Annotated in this window: 1 protein-coding gene; it reads left to right on the top strand. The window is 43.9% G+C overall.

The genetic code is table 11. The annotated features are described in order from the left end of the window. Positions 1 to 170 precede the first annotated feature (170 nt). Positions 171 to 1,304: an ISAs1 family transposase gene (locus tag IQ257_RS29420; RefSeq protein WP_193882721.1), complete on the top strand. Its 1,134-nt coding sequence runs from the start codon at positions 171 to 173 to the stop codon at positions 1,302 to 1,304. The last annotated feature ends 738 nt before the right edge of the window (positions 1,305 to 2,042 follow it).

Genomic DNA, 2,042 nt, shown 5'->3' with positions numbered 1-2,042 from the left:
CAGGGTAAACGCATCTAAAATTATTGAGATTTTGAGGTAAAATAGGAGGTTAGCTCTTGCCATCAAACAACACTCAGCTCAAGAATCTATGTGTGGGTATCAATATTCAGAGGTAGGATAGAGGCTAAATATCTACATTCCCATTAAAGGTTCTCAAGGGCAGCCTAAAGATGAGTTTGAGCCTAGAATCTACCTTTATTCAACACTTCGCGTGTTTGTCAGACCCAAGAGTAGAACGTACTAAGCATCATTTACTCATAGATATCATCGCAATTGCCATCCTAGCAGTCATCAGTGGAGCTGATGGCTGGGTAGCAATAGAAACTTACGGACAAGCAAAAAAAGAATGGTTAGCCACGTTCTTGAGTCTACCCAATGGCATTCCCAGCCACGATACCTTTGCTAGGGTGTTTGCGCGGATAGAACCATCAGAGTTTGAAAAATGTTTCAATAATTGGATTAACACCATTACCGAGGAGTTAGGGGCGCAAGTGATTCCCATAGATGGAAAAACCTTGCGCGGTTCCTACGACCGGGAAGCTAAACAAAAACCTTTGACAGTAGTGAGTGCGTGGGCTTCTAACTATCGCTTAGTACTCGGACAATTTAGAGTCAACGATAAGTCCAACGAAATCACGGCGATTCCTCAACTGCTAAAGATGTTGAATATTAGCGGCAGTATCATCACCATTGATGCGATCGGCTGCCAGAAAAGTATCGCCACCTTGATTTGCCACCAAGGTGCTGACTATGTGCTGGCACTCAAAGGTAATCAAGGCAAGCTATATAACCAAGTCGAGCAATTCTTTAAGCAAGCGCGGGCAGCAGGTTTTTCAGGGATAGAACACAGCTATTATCATAGTACTGAGAGTTCTCATGGACGTATTGAAATTCGCCACTATTACAGCGTTCCCTTGTCAGTCTTGACAGGTCTATCCCAGCAGGATATGTGGACTGGGCTAGCCAGTGTAGGGATGGTAATTTGTGAGCGGCGGTTAGGGAAAAAAACTACAATCGAAGTGCGTTATTACCTTAGTAGTCTAAAAGCTGATGCTCAAGTTTTAGCTCATGCGGTACGGACACATTGGGGAGTGGAAAATTCTGTTCATTGGATAATAGATGTAACTTTCAAAGAAGATGCTAGTCGTATCCGTACAGCCCACAGCGCACAAAACTTTGCTTTGCTACGACGCATTGCTTTAAATCAGCTTGAGCGAGAAACTACTGTCAAAAGTAGTATCCGCCAGAAACGCTATCGAGCGGCTTTGGATAATCAGTATGCGGTCAAAGTACTTCTGGCTTAAAACTCGCTGTTGTGACTCCAAAAGTTTCTTAATTGGCGCCAGCGCTGTTTGTCCCCCTAACCCAGTTGATGATCATTCTTATCACTCTTGTGTCACTCTCGCTAGAGCCAAGTCTGAAACCCTTACAGAAAAAGACTTCCAGTAATTAGGCTAAAGACATGAGTTTCTATCAGGCAAGCGATCGCTAAATGTGTACAGGCTTAACTTGTCACCAATGCTCTTCTACCATCGGTCTGGTCGTCTTTTTGGCGTGGTCTCGGTTAGTATTTCGGTTGCCACTCACAAGCTTTCTGCCCCAATACCTTAATTACTTGTCGCCACAGTAGTGTCACATAATTTTCCAGCCGTGCAAATATTAGCTGACCCCGGCATTGATAATGATAATCGTGATGAAGGGGAGAAAGGCGAGCGTCGCTCGCCTTTCTCCCACCCCTAAACGTGTGATTATCATTCTCTATAACCCGAAGATTAAGTATATTTACTCATTTACAACCACCACATCACCTTAACTTGTCACCTATGTTCAACAAGGAGAACTGGGAACGGTGGGGTCAACCGTTTGGGAAGTGATGAGGTGATGGGGAAAGTGATCGCCCACCTCAAATCCCCTACATTTAAGATTGTGATCGCTCTTGGAATCGAGATGATAGGGAATCATGTCATTAGTGTTGTTTGATGACAAGAGCTAACCCCCTATCTTACCTCAAAACCTCAATAATTTTAGATGCGTTTACCCTG

Origin of the sequence: Coleofasciculus sp. LEGE 07092, from assembly GCF_015207375.1 — a bacterium.
Taxonomy (GTDB): domain Bacteria; phylum Cyanobacteriota; class Cyanobacteriia; order Cyanobacteriales; family Coleofasciculaceae; genus LEGE-07092.
Note: the sequence above shows the minus strand (reverse complement) of the source record. Positions and strands in the feature narration are given on the sequence as shown.

Coding starts and splice junctions, on each gene's coding strand:
- IQ257_RS29420 (WP_193882721.1), top strand. CDS start 171: ATGAGTTTGAGCCTAGAATCTACCTTTATTCAACACTTCGCGTGTTTG.